General features: G+C 47.8%; 16 protein-coding genes. 9 read left to right on the top strand and 7 right to left on the bottom strand.

All coding sequences use genetic code 11. The features are described from left to right. Positions 1-179 precede the first annotated feature (179 nt). A complete protein-coding gene (gene typA / locus L865_RS0112840) occupies positions 180-2,003 on the bottom strand; it encodes a translational GTPase TypA (protein WP_028773624.1) in 1,824 nt (607 codons plus the stop codon). 373 nt (positions 2,004-2,376) lie between these two features. Here typA and glnA point away from each other — a divergent pair, with 373 nt between their 5' ends. The 4 genes from glnA to L865_RS0112825 all read left to right on the top strand — a co-directional run bounded on the left by glnA (position 2,377) and on the right by L865_RS0112825 (position 5,473). Further along, positions 2,377-3,786 carry a glutamate--ammonia ligase gene (gene glnA / locus L865_RS0112835; RefSeq protein WP_028773623.1) on the top strand — a complete coding sequence of 470 codons (1,410 nt, stop codon included), beginning with the start codon at positions 2,377-2,379 and terminating at the stop codon, positions 3,784-3,786. Between the two features lie 195 nt (positions 3,787-3,981). Next, positions 3,982-4,410, top strand: a complete 429-nt coding sequence (locus L865_RS0112830; RefSeq protein WP_051484587.1) for a hypothetical protein — start codon at positions 3,982-3,984, stop codon at positions 4,408-4,410. 360 nt (positions 4,411-4,770) lie between these two features. Then, the gene (locus L865_RS25100; protein WP_245608434.1) at positions 4,771-5,004 is read left to right on the top strand and encodes an XRE family transcriptional regulator; all 234 of its coding nucleotides are present in this window, start codon (positions 4,771-4,773) and stop codon (positions 5,002-5,004) included. 31 nt (positions 5,005-5,035) lie between these two features. Next, a complete protein-coding gene (locus L865_RS0112825; RefSeq protein ID WP_028773621.1) occupies positions 5,036-5,473 on the top strand; it encodes a hypothetical protein in 438 nt (145 codons plus the stop codon). A 26-nt stretch (positions 5,474-5,499) separates the two neighbouring features. Here L865_RS0112825 and L865_RS0112820 read toward each other — a convergent pair whose 3' ends face one another. Both L865_RS0112820 and L865_RS0112815 read right to left on the bottom strand, forming a co-directional pair. Next, positions 5,500-6,609, bottom strand: a complete 1,110-nt coding sequence (locus L865_RS0112820) for an aminotransferase class V-fold PLP-dependent enzyme (protein ID WP_028773620.1) — start codon at positions 6,607-6,609, stop codon at positions 5,500-5,502. Beyond that, a complete protein-coding gene (locus L865_RS0112815) occupies positions 6,609-7,790 on the bottom strand; it encodes a PrnB family protein (protein ID WP_028773619.1) in 1,182 nt (393 codons plus the stop codon). The genes L865_RS0112820 and L865_RS0112815 overlap by 1 nt, the downstream gene beginning before the upstream one ends. A 160-nt stretch (positions 7,791-7,950) precedes the next feature. Here L865_RS0112815 and L865_RS0112810 point away from each other — a divergent pair, with 160 nt between their 5' ends. Next, entirely contained in the window at positions 7,951-8,421 is a 471-nt protein-coding gene (locus L865_RS0112810) for an Lrp/AsnC family transcriptional regulator (protein ID WP_028773618.1), read from the top strand. An 87-nt stretch (positions 8,422-8,508) separates the two neighbouring features. Here L865_RS0112810 and L865_RS26125 read toward each other — a convergent pair whose 3' ends face one another. Then, positions 8,509-10,608, bottom strand: coding sequence for a S8 family serine peptidase (locus L865_RS26125; RefSeq protein ID WP_028773617.1), 2,100 nt, complete (start codon positions 10,606-10,608; stop codon positions 8,509-8,511). A gap of 584 nt (positions 10,609-11,192) precedes the next feature. On the opposite strand from L865_RS26125, the gene L865_RS0112800 reads away from it, so the two are divergent. From L865_RS0112800 to L865_RS0112785, 4 genes are all read left to right on the top strand, one after another. Beyond that, positions 11,193-11,732: a DUF4124 domain-containing protein gene (locus L865_RS0112800; protein ID WP_028773616.1), complete on the top strand. Its 540-nt coding sequence runs from the start codon at positions 11,193-11,195 to the stop codon at positions 11,730-11,732. Positions 11,733-11,860: 128 nt separating this feature from the next. Beyond that, positions 11,861-12,916 (top strand): nitrogen regulation protein NR(II), encoded by a 1,056-nt coding sequence (gene glnL / locus L865_RS0112795; protein ID WP_028773615.1) that lies wholly within the window; start codon positions 11,861-11,863, stop codon positions 12,914-12,916. A 45-nt stretch (positions 12,917-12,961) separates the two neighbouring features. Next, positions 12,962-14,374, top strand: coding sequence for a nitrogen regulation protein NR(I) (glnG, locus tag L865_RS0112790; protein WP_028773614.1), 1,413 nt, complete (start codon positions 12,962-12,964; stop codon positions 14,372-14,374). A gap of 29 nt (positions 14,375-14,403) precedes the next feature. Further along, complete coding sequence (locus L865_RS0112785; RefSeq protein WP_028773613.1) at positions 14,404-15,333, top strand: Gfo/Idh/MocA family protein; 930 nt, start codon at positions 14,404-14,406, stop codon at positions 15,331-15,333. A gap of 81 nt (positions 15,334-15,414) precedes the next feature. On the opposite strand, the gene L865_RS0112780 is transcribed toward L865_RS0112785, so the two are convergent. From L865_RS0112780 to L865_RS0112770, 3 genes are read right to left on the bottom strand one after another with little or no spacing between them, the layout of a single operon-like run. Continuing rightward, positions 15,415-18,525, bottom strand: a complete 3,111-nt coding sequence (locus tag L865_RS0112780) for an efflux RND transporter permease subunit (RefSeq protein WP_028773612.1) — start codon at positions 18,523-18,525, stop codon at positions 15,415-15,417. Next, the gene (locus L865_RS0112775) at positions 18,522-19,841 is read right to left on the bottom strand and encodes an efflux RND transporter periplasmic adaptor subunit (RefSeq protein ID WP_028773611.1); all 1,320 of its coding nucleotides are present in this window, start codon (positions 19,839-19,841) and stop codon (positions 18,522-18,524) included. The genes L865_RS0112780 and L865_RS0112775 overlap by 4 nt, the downstream gene beginning before the upstream one ends. Then, positions 19,834-20,490 carry a TetR/AcrR family transcriptional regulator gene (locus tag L865_RS0112770; protein WP_028773610.1) on the bottom strand — a complete coding sequence of 219 codons (657 nt, stop codon included), beginning with the start codon at positions 20,488-20,490 and terminating at the stop codon, positions 19,834-19,836. The genes L865_RS0112775 and L865_RS0112770 overlap by 8 nt, the downstream gene beginning before the upstream one ends. Positions 20,491-20,499: the final 9 nt, after the last annotated feature.

Raw genomic sequence — 20,499 nt, 5'->3', positions numbered from 1 at the left:
CCCTCTTTGGGCTTCCTGCCCACCGGGGATAAGCACATCCAAAAACATGCAAACCCCCTCTTTGGGCTTCCTGCCCACCGGGGATAAGCACATCCCTGTGCAAAAAAAGCCCCGAATACTTTGGTATTCGGGGCTTTCGTGATGCTAAATGCGGTTGCACCAACTAGGTGCAAGGCAGATTATGCGTCTTTTGCTGCGCGGCTAGCACGCTTACGATCATTTTCAGTTAAGTGACGCTTACGAACACGAATGTTCTCTGGCGTTACTTCTACTAACTCATCATCATCAATGAACTCAAGCGCTTGCTCAAGGGTCATTTGGATATGTGGAGTTAGTACTTGCGCTTCATCAGTACCTGATGCACGCATGTTAGTTAGCTGCTTACCTTTCAAGCAGTTAACAGTTAGATCGTTTGCACGAGCATGAATACCAATGACTTGGCCTTCATAAACTTCTGCAGCGTGACCAATCATCAGACGACCACGATCTTGTAAACCAAATAGTGCGAAGGTCAGTGCTTTACCTGTTGCGTTAGAGATCAACACGCCGTTTTGACGTTGACCAATATCGCCGCCTTTCACTGGACCATAATGGTCGAATGAATGGTAGATAAGACCAGTACCTGAAGTGGCGGTCATAAATTCAGTTTGGAAACCAATCAAGCCACGGCTTGGAATGATAAAGTCGATACGTACACGACCTTTACCATCAAGCTGCATGTCTTTCATGTCACCCTTACGCATACCTAATTTTTCAATTACGGTACCTTGATGCTCTTCTTCAACATCAACAGTTAGGGTTTCATATGGCTCACATTGCTCGCCATCAATCTCTTTTACGATAACTTCTGGACGTGATACTGCTAGCTCGTAGCCTTCACGACGCATGTTTTCAATCAAGATTGAAAGGTGAAGCTCACCACGACCTGAAACACGGAAACGGTCTGGGCTATCAGTTTCTTCAACACGCAGTGCTACGTTGTGCACTAGCTCCTGCTCTAGGCGCTCAAGGATGTTACGTGAAGTCACGTACTTACCTTCTTTACCCGCAAATGGCGACGTGTTGACTTGGAAAGTCATGGTCAGTGTTGGCTCATCAACAGACAATGGTGGTAATGCTTCAACAGTGGTTGTTGCACACACAGTGTCTGAGATTTGTAGGCTACCAAGACCAGTAATTGCAACGATATCACCTGCGTTAGCTTCGCTAACTTCGTGACGGTCTAGACCCATGTAACCTAATACTTGGCCCATTTTACCGTTACGGGTTTTACCTTCAGCATCAACGATAGTCACTTGCTGGTTAGTTTTAACACTACCACGCTTGATACGACCTACACCGATAACACCCACGTATGAGTTGTAATCTAGCTGAGAAATCTGCATCTGGAAGTCACCTTCTGCATCAGCATCAGGAGAAGATACTTTCTCAACAATCGTTTCAAATAGTGGCGTCATGTCTTCGCCAGCATCATCTGGATCTAGCGTTGCAAAACCATTTAGTGCAGAAGCATAAACAATTGGGAAGTCCAACTGCTCATCAGTCGCGCCTAAGTTATCGAACAGATCGAATACTTGGTCGATAACCCAATCAGGGCGAGCGCCTGGACGGTCAATTTTGTTGATAACAACAATTGGCTTTAGGCCTTGAGCGAACGCTTTCTTAGTTACGAAGCGAGTTTGTGGCATTGGGCCGTCAACCGCATCAACCAGTAGCAATACGCTGTCTACCATAGACAGTACGCGCTCTACTTCACCACCGAAATCGGCGTGACCAGGGGTATCAACAATATTAATGCGGTAATCATTCCACTTGATGGCAGTGTTCTTTGCCAGAATCGTGATCCCACGTTCCTTTTCTAGATCGTTGGAATCCATCACCCGCTCAGCGGCCTCACCTCGAGTTTCAAGGGTTCCAGACTGTGCCAGCAACTTATCAACCAAGGTAGTTTTACCATGGTCAACGTGTGCAATAATGGCGATGTTACGTAAATTCTCTAACACGGATAGACCTCTTACCATCAAATATAGGGGGATTTGTAACAGCGTTAAGCATAGCTGTTGCAATAAAAAACGTGCCATTCTACTCTAGCTGGGCTCTCTCGCACAGGATTATTTTTTAGTCAGCTATGAATACCGCTATTGAGTCATCACTGCACCAGCATGGGGATCGCACCAATAACGTGCACCCGTCGCACCATATTGGTGCAAATCGGCGTTTTTCATATCCCTTCAAAACACCATACACCTTTAAAAACATACACTTAAAATTTTGGCACAACTCTAGCTTTATAAAGTCCAGAATCGCGGTGAGCGCAATATTTAATTATAGATAAAGATAAAGGGCTTAGCCTTTACCCTACTCGGAGACTTAAGAATGTCAGCTGAATCAGTTTTACAACAACTCAAAGAATTAGAAGTTAAGTTTGTTGATCTACGCTTTACCGATACTCGCGGTAAAGAGCAGCACGTATCTATCCCAACTCACCAAGTTGATGCAGACTTCTTTGAAGACGGCAAAATGTTTGATGGTTCTTCTATCTCAGGATGGAAAGGCATTAACGAATCAGACATGGTACTAATGCCAGACCCAAGCAGCTTCGTATTAGATCCTTTTACAGCTGAAACTACGGCTAACATCCGTTGTGACATTCTAGAACCAGGTACTATGACTGGTTATAACCGTGACCCACGCTCAATCGCTAAGAAAGCGGAAGAGTACATGCGTTCAACAGGTATTGCTGACACTGTATTAATTGGTCCAGAGCCAGAATTCTTCCTATTTGACGACGTTAAGTACGGCGCAGACATGTCTGGCTGTTTCTACAAAGTTGATGCTGAAGAAGCAGCATGGAACTCAGGCACTAGCTACGAAGATGGCAACACAGGTCACCGTCCAGGCGTTAAAGGCGGTTACTTCCCAGTAGCACCAGTTGATTCTTCACAAGATTTGCGTAGTGCAATGTGTCTTGTACTTGAAGAGATGGGTCAAGTTGTTGAAGCGCATCACCACGAAGTGGCGACTGCGGGTCAAAACGAAATCGCAACTCGTTTCAACACGCTAACTTTGAAAGCGGATGAAGTACAAGTACTTAAGTATGTAATTCATAACGTTGCACACGCTTACGGCAAAACAGCGACCTTCATGCCTAAGCCTGTTGTTGGTGATAACGGTAGTGGTATGCACGTTCACCAATCACTCGCTAAAGACGGTGTTAACCTGTTTGCGGGTGATAAGTATGGTGGTCTATCTGAAACGGCGCTTTACTACATCGGTGGTGTGATTAAGCATGCTCGCGCAATCAATGCTTTCTCTAACCCAGCGACTAACTCTTACAAGCGTCTAATTCCACACTTTGAAGCGCCTGTAATGCTGGCTTACTCTGCACGTAACCGTAGTGCTTCAATCCGTATCCCAGTAGTACCAAGTGCAAAAGCACGTCGTATTGAGCTACGTTTTGGTGACCCAATGGCTAACCCATACTTAGCATTCTCTGCCATGCTAATGGCTGGTCTTGACGGTATTCAGAACAAGATCCACCCAGGTGAAGCAATGGACAAAGATCTTTATGATCTTCCAGCTGAAGAAGCTGCTGAAATCCCAACAGTTGCGACTTCACTAGAAAATGCACTTGAGTGTCTAGATGCTGACCGTGAGTTCCTAACTAAGGGCGGCGTATTTAACGATGACTTCATTGATTCATACATCAAGCTTAAGTCTGAAGATGTTGAGCGTGTAAATAACACGACTCACCCAGTAGAATTTGACATGTATTACAGCCTGTAATCTGTCAATTACTACCTTTTAAAAGCCGCCGCTTAGGCGGCTTTTTTATTGCTAAAATTCAATCAATTACAATAACTGTCATATCCCCTGTCATATGACATTTGCCTGTCTGTCATAAACTTGTCGGCGATTACTGCTCCCCAAAGTGGTTAACTTGCGTTCAACCTAATCAACTGGCAACATCAGGAGCAACACATGGACAATTTAGTATCCACTCACCCTATGGACACGCAAACGGACAAAGTCACCTTAGCTAATGGTTACTGGTTTTATTTTAATGATGAAGATCGCCACTTTGCCGTCCACGGCTCGGGTTATTCGGGTAAAGAAACCGTTTATCTCAATGATGAGTTAGTGTCATCCACTCGTAACTACCGCACTGTGAGTCGCCATCAATTTGAAATTGGCAGCGATCGCTACCGTGTCGAATATCATGTCACCAGTATTTTACGTGGCGAGATCAACTGCTCACTGTATAAGAATGGACGTTGCTTACACCGCGAAACGAAAGCTTACTCTCCCGGCAGCACCAAAGATGCACTAAAAAAATTGGGCCTATTTTTCATTGGCGGCATGGTGTTCGGCGCTATCGCCGGTGTCATTGCAGCAGTCGTATTCGGGTAGTAGCGAGGCCAATATGGATATTAATACCAATCAGTATAAGAATTTGATCAACTCAGCGCGCTTTTGGCAAACTAATTCAAGGCGAGTAACTGAAACAATGGTTGCTCCCCTGTGAGGTTATTCAACGTAGAAGTAGGTAGCCAAAAACGCGCCAGAATGGCGAGTTTTAGCGGTTTTGATGCTGTGTTAACGAGCTTAACCGTAGAATAACTATGCTCTTCACTCGTTGCCTTGCCTCAGAACCGCTAAACTCTCGCTGAGTGACTAAATGTTTATACTGATTGGTATAACGCCGCCAGCGTCAAACAATTACGCCAACAACGGGGCTGGACACAGCAGCACCTTGCCGATGCTTGTAATATTAGCATTCGCACCATTCAGCGCATTGAAAAAGAGGGCGCCGCATCAAATGAAACCTTACTGGGTCTATGTGCGGTATTTGAGGTAGAACAACAAGTACTACGCCAAGTCCCGCACCCGGAGCAGCACCAATTAACCACGGTTTCTGTGTATCAACAACCGGGATTACTCATAATCGCAGCCGTCATTGGCGCCTTTATTGGTGCCGCTGTGATGTACCTGTTTATTCGATAATCACCCCATAACGTTCAAGGAGCACAGCAATATGCCTAAAGTACAGTGGTTGTTGATGGTCATTACTTGGTACTTGCTCAGCGCGTGTAGCAGCTTGCCACCTAGCGACACTAGGCAGCCTCACATGGCAGAGACTAAGCAAAGTGCCCCGGCAGCAACGCGGGTAGCAGGACGCTACTACTGGGGCCATGAGGTCAGCGCTTTTAGCCCCTGCAACAACCAACAATCTTGGTGGGTGCGCGCCACACCTGTGAGTGACACCCTCAAGCAGCAAAGCCTGCTACTTGCTGAGCAGCGTGGTGCACCTTACCAACCGTTATATGTCGAGGTGAGCATTCATCAAATCGATCGCCAAAGCCATCCCGCGTACCAAGATGGATTTGCCGCAGATTATGACGCCGTGATCGAAATCATTGCGGTGCACCAAAGCGACGCTCAAGTTCCAGCGAGCTGTGGCGACGCGTCATAACCTTAAGTTGTTGCTAGCTCAGATGGCTATCTCACGCTGGTGATCACATCGACTAAATGCGCCATGTCATCGGCAGTATTGTATATATGCGGTGAGATCCTTAACCCGGCTTCACGGCAATCCACGCTAATATCGGCCGCAGTTAGCGCCGCTAACACTTGCTGATTTTGGTGTTTCAAATCAACAATCAATGTGCCACTTCGCTGTGACTCTTTAATTGGAGACACACACAAGCCATCTAGCTGCTGCATCGCCAAGCTAATCAAAGCTTGATTATGCTCGCGTACCACGTGGGCGCCTAAATCAGCAAAGTAGCCGATACTGTGCGCAGCAAATGCATAGGGGGCAACAGACGGCGTACCGCCCCAAAACTTGAGTGCGCTGCTATGATAGCGAAACTGGTGAATATCAAATTCGAAGGGATTGTCATGGCTAAACCAACCGACATCTTTAGGTTGGCATGCTTGCAGCTGGGCTTTGCTAACCCACAAATATCCGGCACCAGGGCCGCCACACAGCCACTTTACTGAAGAGCCAATCACAAAATCAGCGTTTAAGCGGGTCAAATCCAATGGGATCACGCCTACCGACTGCGCAATGTCGACAACTGACAACACCTCTTGCTGCTTAGCTAACGCCACAATCTCCTCGATGGGCGCCTGTTGACCGGTATTGGAATAGGCATGGCTAATGAAAACCAAATCTACCGAGGCATTGACATATTGCTGCCACACATTGACGTCAGTAACGTCTAGCGGTTTAGGAATAAACACTATTTCGGCATCAGGCAGTGCCTTTTGCAACACAAAGCCCATGCTGGGGAAGTCGGCTTCACTCATCAACACTTTACAACCCGGCCGCTGCAATCGCGGCTGCGCCATCACCAACTTAGTGAGTGCGCTCGATAAGTTAACCTGCGGGCAAAACTGGCTAGCATCGCTATTAAGCAGTTTGGCTAAATTACTGCAGAACTGCTCAATTATCGCTAGCCAAGCCTGCCAAGGCTCACGGCCTGAATCTTGCCACGGTGACAGAAATTGCTGTTCAAATGCCTGTTGTGCTTGCACTAGCGGCCGACCTACTGAGTGATTAAGGAGATAGGTAGCCTGTGGTAAAACAAAATCTTGTCGATGCATTATGAGCTCACGTCTGTCAGTGTGGAAGTGAGGCGACTAATGTCCTCATAGCGAGTACGAATATCGTCTCGTTGCCTGGCTGCACGGCGATCACGCAGCTTTTCTAAGGCATCGAGCAGCACTGGCAGTGGTGGGCCGCTAGCAGTCACCTTATCCATATGCTGCTCAGCCAACGCTTTTGAGGGCTGGGCGATATATTTTTCTACAAGTTGGTCATGGTGGGCAATGGCCGTTTCACCATGGCGTTCGCATACCGCGAGAAAGCGGCGTAAATTTTGCTGATACCAAGCGCTATTTTGCTCGCCAGTGGCCTGCAAAAAATCATCCATAATACTGCCGCGGCGCATGCAGTCACGTAAAATACGCTGATCTTCCGGCATCATATACAAAAATTTATCCACCAGCATTTGTGAATAAGCCGGCTCATTAGCAAAACATAACCCCAATTGCAGATCGATAACATTTATCCCAGCAAAATCGCCCGCATTGGCACCACGATAAACTTGGCTACCGACACGATACGGCTTGTAATATGGTCGTACGCAATAGAAGAACATATCGGTATCGAGCTGTTCAAACAAGGTTTGGTTAGACGACAACACATCTTCCAGTGCCGTTTCCGCCACACTCAGTAAGTCTGCCGTAATTGGATGCGACACCCCTAAAGATTGAATCTTTAGTAGCGCATCGGCGGCACGTTTATAGGCCAAAATGCCTTTAGTGTTGTAATCGACAAACAACTTCTCCGCTGCTAAATCGGTAAAGCGTTTATAGACACCATTAACCGCACGGTTATGGGTGGTCAAATGCGCAGTTGCAAACCGAGGCGTTACCCCGATTGACGCGCCAATATGCATCGCCAAGGCCGAGGCTTCAACTAGTGGCGACGTGCGTTCGCGGCTGGGCTCAGTGATTTCATGGCGACGACATGCCGCCATGTACAAACCCACATTGCCTAACAGATCAAAAGCGCTATCAAAACCCTCATCAGTGTTGCCTTCTGCTAATAAGCACTTAATCAACTCCCGCCCTTGATACTCTAATAGCTGCTTATCGGCATCGCCAATACCAGCCACATTGGCGGGGTCTGATTGTTGTAAATATAGCTGCTCTAGGTGGGAATTAATTTCGACAAAATCTTCGCGGATCCACTTATCAAACGCTTGTAAATCTGGGCTCACAGGTCACTCCCTGGTTGGGGTTATAGCTATCATTCTTATTTTGACTTACCAGCCTAACAGCTTAGCCAAGTTGCCTTTCACCAATATTAGTCAAAAATTAGTTCAACTTTGATGAATATCGATATAAATTAACCACAATTTAACGAAAACCGGCTTAACCATGACACATAGATGCGACAGCAAAGATTTGAGCATTCTGGCAATCTTGCAGAAACAGGGGCGTATTGCCATCTCTGAACTGGCCGCAAGGCTCAATATGTCAGACACTCCCTGCCTGCGACGCATACGTAAAATGGAACAAAATGGTGTTATCAAAGGTTACAGTGCAGACCTAGACCCCCAAGCCCTAGACTTGAATGTCACTGTGTATGCCTTTGTCAGGCTGAAAGAGAACTCAGCGCAATATGCCAATCAATTTGAGCAAGCAGTCACAGATTTAGCCCAAGTACTAGAATGCTCAGTCATTAGCGGCGCCCATGACTACTTAATTAAGATCATCGCCAAAGACTTAGCTGACTACGAATGCTTCATTAAGCAACGCTTAGGCGAGCTTAAATGCATCGCCAGCATAGAATCTAGCGTGGTATTAAAACAAACATTTAGCAGCAAGCCCCTGCCTATTCGGACCTAAAAAAGCCCAAGCTAGCGACGTTAGCTTGGGCTTGCTTCTACGCTAAGAAGCGAAGTGTTTACTGTGGAATTAACTTAACCACGCAGCCTAATTACAGCTACCGTTATTGGTCCACACCGCCCATTGGCCGGAGTTATCTGCAGGATTTTGATTCTGCGTCCACCAATTTGCCGTGTACTTAACCCCATTATGTGCAACCTGGTCGCCCGTATTGTAAATGGCGCCAGCAGACCAGGTTGTTAGACCACTACAACCTTGCACTCCATCGGCTACCGCAATGGTTTGCACTTGGGTGTGACTCAGTCCCTCAGCGTCTTCAACGGTTAAACTCACCTGATAGCTGCCGCTTGCACCAAAAGTGTGCACCGGATTAGTTTGGTTCGACACACCACCATCACCAAACTGCCAAGCGTGACTCGCGACAGCGCTGTCATCAGTAGCCTGACTCGTAAAGCTAACGGTCAATCCAGATGCTGAAGCACTAAAGTTTGCCACTGGAGGCTGATTTGGGTTGCCACCACCGCTGCACTCGCCGCGATTAGCCCACACATTAGAATACACATCAGGACGGGCTCCCGTTGACCACCAAGTCGCTTCATATTTACTGCTGCTATAAGCTACTAAATCGCCGATCGCATATGAGGTGCCTGCATCCCAAGCACCAATGCCATCACAACCTTCACCACCGCCGCTGCCAATAGATACCGTAGCTGTCTTAGTATTGGTTTGGTTAGCCGTATCGGTGACTGTCAGCCGTACGGTGAAATCACCATTGCTGCTGTAGGTGTGCACAGGGCTGGCCTGAGTCGAGCTAGTCTGGTCACCAAAGTCCCAGTAATAGCTACTGATGCCTTTGTCATCGCTTGAAGCATTACTAAAGCTGACCGTACTGCCATTAACCGCCACGTTAAAATTGGCAACAGGAGGCTGGTCGAGTCCACCCCCACCGCCACAACTGCTGTTTTGCAGATAGTCGTAAGCGGCCTTAGCTTTAACGATACCGTAGCCATATGAAGTATCACGCCCTGCACTGCCTTTGTCCTCGGCGGTAGCATTTAACGCACTACGAATTTCTGCGGGGCTACAACTCGGAAAATGACTCCAAACCAGCGCTGCTACACCAGCCACATGTGGCGTAGCCATTGACGTACCGCTAATAGATTTGTAGCCACCATCATTCCAAGTCGAGTTCACATTAACACCAGGCGCAGCAATTTCTACTTGCGAGTTGTATTGCGAAAAAGATGCCTTAGTGCCCGAACTATCCACCGCAGCGACCGACATCACCTCATCATAAGAAGCGGGATAAGACAGGGTGCTGTTACCATCATTACCTGCTGCAGCAATGCTTAACACGCCTTGGCTAGCAGCATTGGCAAGCGCTTGGCGCTCGGCAGAAGAAGCCGCGCCACCACCTAGACTCATACTGATCACATCAGCCCCAGCAGCAACACATTGATTCACTGCGGCAACCATGTCCGAGCCATATGCCCAGTTACCACTATCATTGAAGACTTTAACAATATGCAGGCCAATTAACCCTGATGGATTAACACCGACCACACCTTGATTGTTGCCCCCTATCGCAGCAATGGTGCCGGCAACATGGGTACCATGACCATTGCCATCGTTATACCAATTACCGGTATTGTTACTGCCATAACCATCGTCACCAGTTACCCCCGCATTAGGCAGGTCTACATGGCCTAAGTCATAACCGGTATCGGTGATACAGACTTTACGATTAGCCGTCTGACTATCTGACACTAAGTTAGCCTGCACCATGCTGATACCATAGGGAGATGACTCAGCCATCAGGTAACGCTTAGGATCGACCTCAACCAAAGCGACATTAGGATCAGCTGACAAAGCCTGGTATTGCTCAGAGTCCAGCATCACCGCCATCGCATTGATTTGCGGTAATGACAGCACCACATCGGCGCTGACTGTTGCTGCAGTGCGCTGCATCAAGTCAACCTTAGCTTGAGTCACTACCGCAGCGGATGATTTCCCTTGCTGCAAACTCAAGACACTGCGGTCAGTGAGCTGTACGATAAATCGTTGCGCTTGGTTGTCGACAACGGCGGGTTCGACCATGCTCTGGGTTTGAGCATTAACGGTGGCGGCAACTAGACTCAGGGTAAAAGCTGCTGCCAGAGGGAGTGTTTGTTTATTTATTGTTTTCATTGTGTACCTTCACATTGTGTGAAGCTCGCTGTGAAAACGCGACAACTTAACACGTCAACAGGAGCCGTGTATTTACATGTCTAACAAGCAAAATAAGTAACTATTTATTCACTTTGCTCGCATTTAATTAAGCGCGAGTTAATGCAGCAGTCAAACAAAATATCAGTGACTTAGTGAGAAAATGAATCTAATGGTCTGGCCGGGGAAAATGCGTAAATATTTAGGTACGATTAGAATAATTAGTCGACAAATACCAATTAGTTATGCTGAAACATTCACTTAGTTAGCCTTAGCGTGCCGAATAAACTGAGTAGCCAGAGCTGTGTAAATTTTAAGCAACACAATTGCTATAACCTAGGGGAATGAGATATAGATCAAGGGTATATATTGACCTATCCATTGTCATCAACAACAGCTAACTAGGGCGTCATTTATGTTAGCGCGATGATTCAACTCCTCCATCGTGCTGATACACTGCAGCGCTTAAGCAGTTAAGTCAGTAAACTTGTTGGCTTTTACCATGATTTTTAATCCAAAAACGGCTAATCTAGTAATGTTCACAACCGCGCAACAAAGGACAGCTTATGCGTACAGCAGTGATAATGGCATTACTTCTACTTACCACGCTTGCTCAGGCGACCGTCTATAAATGGGTCGATAAAGACGGCAAGGTGCATTATTCCGATGAGCCTGTAGAAAACGCTACCGCGGTTGAATTCAAAAGTAACACCCAAAATAATGTCGCCTTACCCGCTAAACCTGTCATTGAAGGTAATCCAGAACCTGAACCGCAGGCGCAACCTAGCTATCGAATTAACATCAGCAGCCCTAGCGAAGAGGAGACAATTCGCGACAATAATGGCGAAATCACCATTATGGCCACCATTAGCCCCAAATTGGCGCCTGGTCATGTATTGGTATTAATGATGGATGGCAAGGTCAAAGGCGCGCCTCAAAATAGCCCTATTTTCGCTCTCAGTGGTATTGATCGCGGTGAACATACCTTTGAAATCAAAGCCGTGGCACAAAGCGGCAAACAACTTGCATCCTCAGAGAAAAGAACCATTTATCTTCACCGGGCAACGATAAAAGCAACCCCAAGAGCGACACCTTTTGGTGGATAATTAGAATAATTGCTTTGTATTCGGTAACTTAAGAGCCTCTTAATTTTACCCCGTCCCGGTGAGCATAGCTTGCAGCGTGCACCAAATTGGTGCACCATAATGGTGCAATCGCTTTCTGGGAGTGACAAATGAAATTTGATGACTTGCTCAATCACCTTGTGACAGCAGTTATCGTCATCAACGACGAACTGATGCTGCGCTATGCCAATGGCGCCGCAGAGCAGCTGCTCGGTCTAGGCAGCCACAAGCTGACCGATCACAACTTTGTCGACAGCTATCAAGTGCTGGGTGTCGACTCAGAACTATTGGCCAGTGCCTTAGCCGATCACCAAGGCTTAACGGTTAATACCGCCCCATTAGTGACCTTAGATGGCCAGCAGCACACGGTTGATATTACCCTCACTCCGCTAGAACAAGCACTGAACCTGAGCGACGAGAACCTCGCGCTGATTGAAATCCGTCAGGTCGATCAACAACGCCGTATCCATCAACAGTTGTCGCTTGATGCCCAGCAACAAGCGGCACAGTATTTAGTGCGTAACTTAGCCCACGAAATTAAAAACCCATTAGGGGGGTTAAGAGGCGCGGCGCAGTTGCTGTCCCGTGAGCTAAAAGATCCAGAGCTCGGTGAATTCACTGACTTGATTATTGAACAAGCAGACCGACTTCGTAATTTGGTCGACCGCTTATTAGGGCCGCAAAAGCCAACCAAGCATAGCCGCCACAATATTCACGAAGTCATTCAGAAAGTGCTCAAACTCGTGAGCATGGCACTACCCAATAATATTGAGCTAACTCAAGATTATGACCCGTCGATCCCCGATATGGAGATGAACCAAGATCAGCTGCAGCAGGCGATCCTCAATATCGTACAAAACGCCATTCAGGCGCTCGAGCATTATGGTGGCCATATTCGCATTCAAACCCGCACCCAACACCAAGTCACTATTGGTACGGTGCGGCATAAGTTGGTACTGGTGCTGTCGATTATTGACGATGGGCCCGGTATCAAACCAGAGTTAATGGATACCTTGTTCTATCCCATGGTCACGGGTCGAGAACAAGGTTCAGGCCTTGGGCTGTCTATTGCACATAACTTTGCTCGGCTGCACGGCGGGCGCATTGATTGTCGTTCTGTACCTGGGTCGACAACCTTCACTATTTTATTACCACTGAACGGTTAGTAGACCCAATGGCGAATAACGTTTTACAACGCGGGAGTGAGCAGTATGACTGAAAAAGTATGGGTACTTGATGATGACAACTCGATACGTTGGGTAGTCGAACGCGCACTTAAAGGGGCTAAAATCAGCTGCGCCAGCTTTGCCGCTGCCGAATCATTGTGGGAAGCACTGGAGCTGGCTCAGCCTCAGGTCATCATCTCTGATATCCGTATGCCCGGCACAGATGGACTCACATTGCTTGAGCGCATCCAGATCCACTACCCGCACATCCCCGTGATCATCATGACCGCGCATTCTGATCTCGACAGTGCAGTAAGCGCTTATCAAGCAGGGGCATTTGAATATCTGCCTAAACCGTTTGATATTGATGAAGCCATCAGTCTCGTTGAACGGGCACTCACTCACGCTACCGAGCAAGTGCCTGTGGCTAAAGCAAGTGATGAGGTAAAAACGCCTGAAATTATTGGTGAAGCACCGGCAATGCAAGAGGTGTTTCGTGCCATTGGTCGTTTATCACGTTCATCAATTAGTGTATTAATTAATGGTCAATCTGGTACCGGTAAAGAGTTAGTGGCCGGCGCGCTACATAAACACAGCCCCCGTAAAGATAAGCCGTTTATCGCCATCAATATGGCGGCTATTCCAAAAGATCTGATTGAATCGGAGCTATTTGGCCATGAAAAAGGCGCCTTCACTGGTGCAGCAGGCATTCGCCAAGGGCGTTTTGAACAAGCTAACCAAGGCACGCTATTTCTCGATGAAATCGGCGATATGCCCCTTGATGTGCAAACTCGACTGTTAAGAGTCTTAGCCGACGGCCAATTTTACCGCGTTGGCGGCCATTCGCCGGTGCAAGTAGATGTGCGCATTATTGCCGCCACCCACCAAAACCTAGAGTCGTTAGTGGCCAAGGGCGAGTTTCGTGAGGATCTGTTCCATCGCCTCAATGTGATTCGCGTCCACCTACCGCCCTTGTCACAGCGTCGCGAAGATATTGCCCAACTGGCACGACACTTTCTCGCCATTGCCGCTAAGGAGATCAGCGTTGAGCCAAAAACCTTAACCGCTGAGGCGGCGGAAACCTTATCAAACCTGCCTTGGCCGGGGAATGTGCGCCAGTTAGAGAATACTTGCCGTTGGTTAATGGTAATGGCCTCAGGCCAAGAGATTCTGCCGCAAGACTTGCCACCAGAGCTGCTCGAACAACCCCTTGAGAGTTTACAAGCTGATGGTGAAACCCAAGGCTCATGGCAACAGGCACTGACTGCGTTTATCGACCAGCGCCTGAGCCAAGGCGATAGCGATCTGCTCACCGATGTGCAGCCTGCCATTGAACGCATTTTGCTGCAGACTGCGCTAAAACACACCAATGGTCATAAACAAGAGGCGGCCAAACGCTTGGGTTGGGGCCGCAACACCTTAACCCGTAAACTCAAAGAATTAGAAATGGATGTGTAACCCGCCATTACCGCAAGCAACTAGACAACATGACAATGACCAAGACACTTAATATCGCCCTCGTTGGGCTGGGCGATATTGCTCAAAAAGCCTATCCGCCTATTTTGGCCAATCGTGCCGATGTGAATCCAATACTGTGCACCCGAGATAAGCAAGTATTGGCACAGCTAAAGCAGCAATATCGTATCGACACCGTCTATGACAATGTCGATAAGCTCATTGCCAGCCAGCCCGATGCGGTAATGATTCACTCTGCTACCTCAAGTCATTTTGCCTTAGCTCAAGCCTGCTTGGCGGCTAATATTGCCACCTTTGTCGATAAACCACTGTGTGATAATCAAGCGCAATGCCAAGAGCTTGCAGCGCTAGCTAAACAGCACAATACCTTGCTTTATGTTGGTTTTAATCGCCGCTTTGCCCCGCTGATATCACCACTGGCATCGGGCGACAATCTGCATGTTATCTGGCAAAAAAATCGTGTTGATTTGGCTGCCGCGCCGCGACAATTTATCTTTGATGATTTTATTCATCTAGTGGACGGCTTACGCTTTTTAGCCGGTCTTGCGCCGGACTATCAGCCAAGTGATCTGCAAGTGAATAGTGCCGTCATTGATGGCAAACTGCAGCGTATTCACATTCAATTTAGCCATAACAACAAACTGTTTGAAGCTTCAATGAATCGTCAAAGTGGCGTGACTGAAGAGCAGTTACAGCTGTATCGGCACAACGAGAAGTATCAAATTGATAGCTTAACTCAAGGGCAACACTTTCAAGCGGGACAATGCCAAAACCTAGGCTTTAATGACTGGACCAGCTATCTGCATAGCCGTGGATTTGAGGCCATGATTACCGACTGGTTCCATTGTGCTGCCCAGCCACAAATCGATTGGCAACGCCTAGACGAACAGATTGCCAGTCATCAAATGTGCGAGCATATTCTGCAGCGCGTTGAACAATAATAACAGCGAGTATAAGCTCAGCATTACGCCACAAAAGCCATGACTCTCATGGCTTCTGTGGCAATTGCATTATGGCCAACGCTATAAGGCTTGATGCTGACGTACTTTACCAAAATCACCTAAAATGGCATAAGCACAAGGAATGATAAACAGCACCAACAGGGTGGATGCAAATATACCAAACACAATCGACACCACCAGCGGCTGCACCACTTGTGCTTGTAAGCTAGATTCAAGCAGCAGAGGCAGCAAACCGGCAGCAGTGGTCAACGACGTTAAAAATACCGCCCTAAAGCGCTCTCTACTGGCACTGACCACAGCTTGGTGGACACTGTCGCCTTGATCGATATGATGACGAATATACTGCACCAACAATATTGAATCGTTCACCACAATCCCCGCCAGCGAAATAAAGCCCATGATCGACGGCATCGACAGATTGTGCCCCAGCAATAAATGTCCCCACAACACCCCAATAAGGGCCAATGGAATTGCCAGCATCACCACAGTGGGCTCCAGGTAACTGCGGAACTGAAAACTCAAAATGGCAAATAAACCAAATAGGCCAATTAAGAAGCCTTTAGCCATTGAACTACCGGTTTTGGCAGTTTCCTTCGCAGAGCCTTCAAAATCGATACGCACATCAGGATATTGCTGATTAATTTGCACCAGCCATTCGCTTTTAACCTTAGCCAAAGTCTCACCGCTGTTGGCTTTATGATTGTTCACATCAGCCATCACCGTCACAGTACGTAGCCCATTAATGCGCTGAATGCGCACATAAGAACGCTGGTTTTCTAATATTGCCACCGCTGACAATGGCAGTTGATTCCCATCGGCAAGCATAATTGGGAAATTAGCCAAGGCTTGCAGGTCACCTGCTTGCGCCTTATTCAGTCGCACTTCAATTTCAATGTTCTCCGGCCCGACTTGGATCTCATCGGCAATTTGACCAAAGAACGCACTGCGTAATTGATTAGCAATCAACTGGCCATCCACGCCATACGACTCAGCACCAGGGCGCAAACTGACCTTAATCTCCTCTTTACCTGGGCGCATGTCGTCTAAAATGCCATTCACACCATCAAATTGCGCCAGATAAGATTGCAGTGATACCGAGGCTTGTTTGAGATGATCGAGATTATCGCCTTGCAAGCGCACTTCAATATCGCGACCTGCTGGCCCCATGCTAGGTTGCTTAAACACTAACGACAGTGGCAAGGCTTGCTCGCCAACAGCGTCACGCCATGACTCGATAAAATCATCAATCCGGGTCTCACGGATTTCGGCCGACAAAATATCTAAGCGAACTGTTGCCACATGTGGCCCCTGCTCTCCGGCATCAGCGTTGAAGTTATACTGAGCGGTAATGTCTCGAATTAACGGTTCGCCATCTTCAAAGTCGGTGCTGTACTGGGCGCCGACTTGCTCAGCACTGGCAATAATATGCTGCACCACATTTTCAGTACGGCTTAAAGAAGTGCCCGGCGGTAAGATGATGCGGGCTTCGGCAATATCACCATCAAGCTCAGGAAATGGCACAAATTTAAGTGCCCCGCCCGCCACCAGCGAGATAGACACCAATAAGAACCCTAAAGTGGCCCCCACACTGACATAGCGCCAACGCACCACAAACTCGACCATTTCCACTAATTTACCGTTACGGAATTGCTCAAACTTCTCTAGAAACCGGGTTTTAAACTTTAGTGGCTTAAAGCGTGACTCACTATCATTGGCATGACTCAATGAGTGATTTAAATGGTTTGGCAAGATCAAAAACGCTTCAATTAAACTAATGGTCAATACCATGATTAGCACAATAGGTATCGCCGACAGCACTGCGCCCATCTGCCCATCTAACCCCAGCAGCGCACTAAAAATAAGCACCGTGGTTAAGAATGATAAAACAACGCCAGGGGCAACTTTCGACACCCCTTTGACCACCGCATCATGGGGCTCTAGGCCGCGGTCAATGTGCGCTGCTATCGATTCGGCAATCACAATGGCATCATCCATCATGATACCAATCGCCATCAGCAGGCCCACTAAGCTCATCAGGTTAATTGACACCCCAAATAAGCTCATTAGGTACAGGCCGCCTAAGAATGCCACCGGTAAACCTGCCGATACCCAAAATGAGTAACGCAACGAGAAGAATAACCACATACTAAAGAACACTAAGATGATGCCCTGCCAACCATTGGTCAGCATCATGTCTAGGCGATCTTGCAGTACCGACGACAAATCATTGGTCATCGTCAGGCTCACCCCTTCAGGTGCCTGTAACCGTTCCTGCTCGATAAAATCGCTAACTCGCTGCTTAATCCGCAGCGCGTCATCGGCCTTATTTTTCTGGATTTTGATCATCGCCGCATTCTGACCATTAAACTGAATGTGTTCTTCATCCAGTTCAAACCGGTCGGTAATGGTGGCAATATCGCCTAAACGCACCACACTGCCGTCGCTTGCCGAAGACACAATAGTGCGCGCCATGGCTTCAGGGGTGACTTTACGCTCGTCAAAACGCAGCAAGATATTTTTATCTGCCAGCTCAATATTACCCGCAGGCATTTTGACATTTTGCCGGCCCACTTTATCTGCTACATCGGCCGCGCTTAGCCCCAGACGGCGCATATCTGCTTCGTTTAGCTCAATGCGTAACTGGTGATCTGAAAAGCCAGCAATAGACACAAGACTGACGCCCGCATCAATTTTAAGTCGCCGTTTTACATCCTCGGCATAGGCTTTTAAATGTGGCCAGCTGGTATTGGCAACAATGGCGACATCAACCACGGGCTCGGCCCAATCAAGCTCTTTGACAATAGGCGGTTCAATCTGGCTGGGGAAGTTCTTAATAGCATTGATCTGGGTTTGTACGTCCACCAACATACGTCCCATGTCGGCACCGGTGTCTAACTTAATCCGCATCGATGCAATACCTTCTTGGGCATCACAATTGACCTCTTCGATATTGGATAAGCCGTCGACGGCATCTTCCATCCTCAGGCAAATACTCTCTTCAACCTCGACCGGAGACGCACCGGGGTACACCACTGACGCCACCACATAAAGCGGCGCAAACTCAGGAAAGGTCTCCCGCTTGATGGAGCCTACATTTAATAATCCCAGTAACAGCAGCGCCAACATTAACAAGTTGGCCAGCGTGGGATGTCGCGTGACATAAGCGATCACTGCGTTGTCTCCTTACCAGCATCGATATCATCTTGCGCCACTTTCAAACTCATCCCTTCAATGGCGGGAATAAGGTCATTGAGCACTAACAGTGCTCCGGGTGCAATCTCGCCATCAATAGCCACTTTGTCTTCATGACGAAATAGCACATCCACCGCCACAATCTGCAAGCGCTGCTCAGCACTCATGATATAGATGCTATTGCCATGCAACGCTTGCTCAGGCACCACATAATGCGTCTTAGCACCGCCATAAATTTTAGCTGCGACAAACATGCCTTTAGTGAGCGGTGGTTTAGCCAGTAGATCGAGTTGATGGAAATCTTGCTCTACCTCTAAGTACACACCAATGGTGCCTTGGGTAGGGTTGACGGTTTCTGCCACGCGAGTCACTTTTGCTGGCCAAATAAACTCATGCTCACCAGCGCCAAACTGTACCTGCGCTTGCAAGCCATATTTTTCTATTGATGGCATGTTCTGTTTTTGCGATCGCGGCACAATGCTGCTAACCAAGGTGCGCATATCACTCAGTGATAGCTCGGCTTTAATCTCTGCGGTGCCAAGTTGGTGAGCGACTATCATCACTGCGCCATTGGCCACTACTTGATCTTGTTCAATGTTGATGTCAGAGACACGGGCATCAAAGGGTAAGGTAATTTTGGTTTGCGCTAGGCGGCGCTCTGCGTCTTGCAAGGTCGCGCGGTCAACACTGGCTTGTGCTTGGGTGACTTTGCGATCGTCAGGTAACAGCTTTAACGAACTTTGTAGATCTTCAACCAGCTTAGTTTGCGCCAATAGGCTCTGCTTTTGGCTTTCAAGTTCAGAACTTGAGATAAGATTTTGTTGTTGCAGTGACTGCTTACGCTCATATTCCTGCTCCACCAACACGGTTTTTTTCTGTTCAATGGCGAGACTGGTTTCCAGGTTACGCTGCTGTTGGTCAAGCTGTGTTAGCTTAGCTTCAGTGGCATTAAGGTTTGCCACGGCTTGAGCCAGCTTTAGTTCATACTCTAAGGGGTCAATTTCTAGCACCAGCGTGCCCGCCGGTAACATGCGGCCGGTTTCTAACTGTGGGTGGCGATAAATCACTTTACCGGTAACTTCTGCCACCGCTTGCCACACATGTTTGGGTTCTACCCGCCCAAAGCCTTGAATAACCGGCGCGACTTGTTGTTGCTGCAATTCGCTGACTTCCACTAAGCGAGCTTGATCATAACCTTGCACCAAGGTTGGTGAAGGTTTGAGAATATTCGCCAGTATCAATATGAAAACACCGGCAGCAATGCCCGGAATTAACATACGCTTCTTGTCATGCATTTGACTCTTCCTTAGTGGCCATCAGGCCTCGATTTAGCAAATTAGCATTTTGCTGCGCCAACTGACTTAAAAATTCTGGCGTTAACTCAATAGCAAAATTTTTCAGTACATTGTCTGGGATTAGAAATGGGAACACCATCATGGCGAAAAAGCTCAATTGAGCACACCTGCCGTCGACATCGTCACGTAGGACACCTTGATGCTGTAATTGTTCAAACATCATCATATGATCAATTTGCACCACACGATGAAAGGCACTCAGTACCGCTTGGTTATCGGGATTACTGCGGTCGAGTCCAGCTAAGCGAAACATTAACCGTGGAAAATGAGGATGGTGTTGCATCACACTATAGTAAGTTTGCATTAACTTGGCGGGGCTATCGGCACCCAGCTCGCTGCGGCTTTGCTGCAACTGTGCAATAACTGGCATGGCTGTTTCTTGCAACATGGCTGAAAACAAGCTTTGCTTGTTGCCAAAGTAGTAACGGATCATCGCCGGATCGGTGGCGGCCAATTTGGCAATATCCCGCACAGTCACTTGGCCATATTCACGCTCAATAAATAATGTGCGTGCGGCATCAAGTAACTTAGCCCGAATTTGATTATCCCCGCGGGGACGGCCAACTTTCGCGTGAGTACTGGTGGTCATATTCGTCGC

Source organism: Shewanella waksmanii ATCC BAA-643, assembly GCF_000518805.1.
Lineage (GTDB): Bacteria > Pseudomonadota > Gammaproteobacteria > Enterobacterales > Shewanellaceae > Shewanella > Shewanella waksmanii.
This window is presented reverse-complemented; position numbering and strand designations above follow the sequence as displayed.

Bases quoted from the DNA above. Each gene is read 5' to 3' on its own strand.
- L865_RS0112770 (WP_028773610.1), bottom strand. From the start codon at position 20,490: ATGACCACCAGTACTCACGCGAAAGTTGGCCGTCCCCGCGGGGATAAT.
- L865_RS0112775 (WP_028773611.1), bottom strand. From the start codon at position 19,841: ATGCATGACAAGAAGCGTATGTTAATTCCGGGCATTGCTGCCGGTGTT.
- L865_RS0112825 (WP_028773621.1), top strand. From the start codon at position 5,036: ATGCCTAAAGTACAGTGGTTGTTGATGGTCATTACTTGGTACTTGCTC.
- L865_RS0112830 (WP_051484587.1), top strand. From the start codon at position 3,982: ATGGACAATTTAGTATCCACTCACCCTATGGACACGCAAACGGACAAA.
- glnL (WP_028773615.1), top strand. From the start codon at position 11,861: ATGAAATTTGATGACTTGCTCAATCACCTTGTGACAGCAGTTATCGTC.
- L865_RS0112820 (WP_028773620.1), bottom strand. From the start codon at position 6,609: ATGCATCGACAAGATTTTGTTTTACCACAGGCTACCTATCTCCTTAAT.
- L865_RS0112810 (WP_028773618.1), top strand. From the start codon at position 7,951: ATGACACATAGATGCGACAGCAAAGATTTGAGCATTCTGGCAATCTTG.
- L865_RS0112800 (WP_028773616.1), top strand. From the start codon at position 11,193: ATGCGTACAGCAGTGATAATGGCATTACTTCTACTTACCACGCTTGCT.
- glnG (WP_028773614.1), top strand. From the start codon at position 12,962: ATGACTGAAAAAGTATGGGTACTTGATGATGACAACTCGATACGTTGG.
- L865_RS0112785 (WP_028773613.1), top strand. From the start codon at position 14,404: ATGACAATGACCAAGACACTTAATATCGCCCTCGTTGGGCTGGGCGAT.
- glnA (WP_028773623.1), top strand. From the start codon at position 2,377: ATGTCAGCTGAATCAGTTTTACAACAACTCAAAGAATTAGAAGTTAAG.
- L865_RS26125 (WP_028773617.1), bottom strand. From the start codon at position 10,608: ATGAAAACAATAAATAAACAAACACTCCCTCTGGCAGCAGCTTTTACC.